3 protein-coding genes are annotated in these 2,639 nt (G+C 74.8%); all 3 read left to right on the top strand.

What is annotated here, in order from left to right; translation table 11 throughout:
* A partial coding sequence (locus tag VGD85_RS19630) for an SDR family oxidoreductase (protein ID WP_331065119.1) occupies positions 1-597 on the top strand: 597 nt, incomplete at its 5' end.
* Between the two features lie 84 nt (positions 598-681).
* The gene (locus VGD85_RS19625; protein WP_331065118.1) at positions 682-1,809 is read left to right on the top strand and encodes an ABC transporter permease; all 1,128 of its coding nucleotides are present in this window, start codon (positions 682-684) and stop codon (positions 1,807-1,809) included.
* Entirely contained in the window at positions 1,806-2,489 is a 684-nt protein-coding gene (locus VGD85_RS19620; protein ID WP_331065117.1) for an ABC transporter ATP-binding protein, read from the top strand. Before VGD85_RS19625 ends, VGD85_RS19620 begins: the two co-directional genes overlap by 4 nt.
* The last annotated feature ends 150 nt before the right edge of the window (positions 2,490-2,639 follow it).

Raw genomic sequence — 2,639 nt, 5'->3', positions numbered from 1 at the left:
GCCGAGCCGGTCGCGCTGGGCCGCGCCGACTGGCCCGACCTGGCGTCGCGGGTCCCCGGGTGCGACGCGGCGTACGTCGTCGCGCCCAACCTCCACCCCGACGAGCCGGGGTACGTCGCGACCGTGCTCGAGGCCCTGCGCGCGGCGGGCGTGACGCGGGTCGGCTACCACTCCGTGGCCTCGCCGTACTGCCCCGACATGCCGCACCACCTCGGCAAGGCGCGGGCCGAGGACCTGGTCCGCCGTTCGGGGCTCGCGTGGACGATCCTGCAGCCGGGCGCCTACCTGCAGAACCTCGACCTGTCCGGGCCGGTGCGGGTGCCGTACGACGTGCACGCCGTCTTCGGGTTCGCCGACCTCGCCGACGTGGGGGCCGCGGCCGCGACCGTGCTGCTGGAGGACGGCCACGCGGGCGCGACCTACGAGCTGGCCTCACGGGTCGCCACGGTGGCCGGACTCGCCGCGGAGGCGGGCGTCCTCGCCGAGCGCGTGGAGGATCCGGGGACCCATCCGTGGCTGAGCGCGATGTTCGCCTACTACGACGCCCACGGCCTGCCGGTGGGCACGCTGCCGCTGCGCGCGCTGCTCGGGCGCTGACCCCCGGCCGGGAGATGCCGACGCTGCGTCGGTAAGATGCCGACATGGTGTCGTCAACCGTCTGTCCGTGCGGAGGGGGCGATCGTGTTCCTCGCCGTCCGTGAGCTCCGCTTCGCTCGTACCCGCTTCGCGCTCATGGGCTCCGTCGTCGCGCTGATCGCGGTGCTGATGGTGCTCCTGTCCGGCCTGTCGGTCGGGCTCGTCGACGACGGCGTCTCCGGGCTGCAGAAGATGCCCGTCACGTCGTTCGCCTTCGAGATGGACGTGCCCCACGACACCGCGTTCTCGCGCAGTGTCGTGACGCTCTCGGCGGTGGGCGAGTGGGCGAAGCAGCCCGGCGTCGAGGACGCCGCGCCGTTCGGCAACACGCTCGCCAACGCCCACAGCGACCGCGGCCTGGCCGTCGACCTGGCGCTCTTCGGCGTCGAGCCCGGAACGTTCGTCGACCCCGCCCCGGTCGAGGGCGAGCCGCTCGGCGGCGACCCGCACGGGATCGTCGTCAGCCAGACGCTCGTCGACCAGGGCCTGCGGCTCGGCGACACGGTGACGATCGACCGGATCGGCACCGAGCTGCACGTCGTCGGCGTGCTCGCCGGCCAGCACACCTACGGCCACGTCGACATCGCGTACGTCCCGCTCGAGACCTGGCAGCGGGTCAAGGTCGGCGCGCGGCCCGGCGAGCCGATCTCCGCCGGCGCCCGCGACGAGATCACCGCGGTGGCGGTCCGCGCCGACGGCGACGTCGACCTGGCCGCAGGCGACCGGGCCGCCGGCACCGAGTCGCTGACCAAGGAGGCGTCGTACGGCGCGTCCCCCGGCTACACGGCCGAGACCTCGACGCTCACGCTGATCCAGGTCTTCCTCTACGCGATCTCCGCCCTCGTGGTCGGTGCCTTCTTCACCGTCTGGACGATCCAGCGCCGCCAGGAGATCGCGGTGATGCGCGCGATGGGCGCACCGGCGGGCTACCTGCTGCGCGACAGCCTCGCCCAGTCCCTGCTGCTCCTGCTCGCCTCGACCGCCGTCGGCGTCGGGGTGGGCGTCGGCGCCGGAGCGCTGATCGAGGGCACCTCGATGCCGTTCGCGCTCAGCGCCGGCTCGATCCTGCTCGCGTCGGTGCTGCTGGTCGTGCTCGGCGTCGCCGGGGCGGCCGCCGCCGTCGTCCGGATCGTGCGGGTCGACCCGCTCTCCGCACTGGGAGGCAACCGATGACCGCGACCGCGCCCGGCCTGCTGCTCGAGGACGTCACGCTGCTGCTCGGCGACGGCGACGAGACCGTGCAGGCGCTCGACTCCGTGACGCTCGCCGTCCGACCCGGCGAGCTGGTCGCGGTCGTCGGCCCGTCCGGCTCCGGCAAGTCCAGCCTGCTCGCGGTCGCCGGGGCGCTGACGCTGCCCACCTCGGGCCGGGTGGTCGTCGACGGCGAGGAGACGGCCGCCGCCGGCGCCCGCGGCCGGGCGCGGCTGCGCCGGGACCACATCGGGTTCGTGTTCCAGTCCGGCAACCTGATCCCCGCGCTCACCGCGGCCGATCAGCTGCGGTTGCCGGGCCGGTTCGGGGGTCGGCGTAGCGAGCGCGACCCGGTCGCGCTGCTGGCCGAGGTCGGGATGGAGCACAAGGCCGACCGCCGCCCGCACCAGCTCTCCGGTGGCGAGCGGCAGCGGGTCGGCATCGCCCGGGCGCTGGTCACCAGTCCCCGGCTGCTGCTCGTCGACGAGCCGACCGCCGCGCTGGACCGCCAGCGCAGCCAGGAGATCGTCGCGCTCCTGGCCCGGGAGGCCCGCGAGCACGAGGTGGCGACGGTGATGGTGACCCACGACCACGACGTGCTGCACCACAGCGACCGGGTCTACGAGATGATCGACGGGTCGTTGCGGGTGTTCGAGGGTTAGCCGGTCACGGGGCCGGCCGGCCGGCCGGTCGGGAGGGAGGGCGTGGTGCCGAGGATCCAGGCCGCCACCGTCGCCGAGCACCGCGCCCGCCAGCACCGCGCGCTGCTCGACGCGGCGCGCGCGCTGCTGGCCGAACCCGGCCCGCGCGAG

This window comes from Nocardioides sp., from assembly GCF_036401255.1.
In the GTDB taxonomy this organism is placed as follows: Bacteria; Actinomycetota; Actinomycetes; order Propionibacteriales; family Nocardioidaceae; genus Nocardioides.
This window is presented reverse-complemented; position numbering and strand designations above follow the sequence as displayed.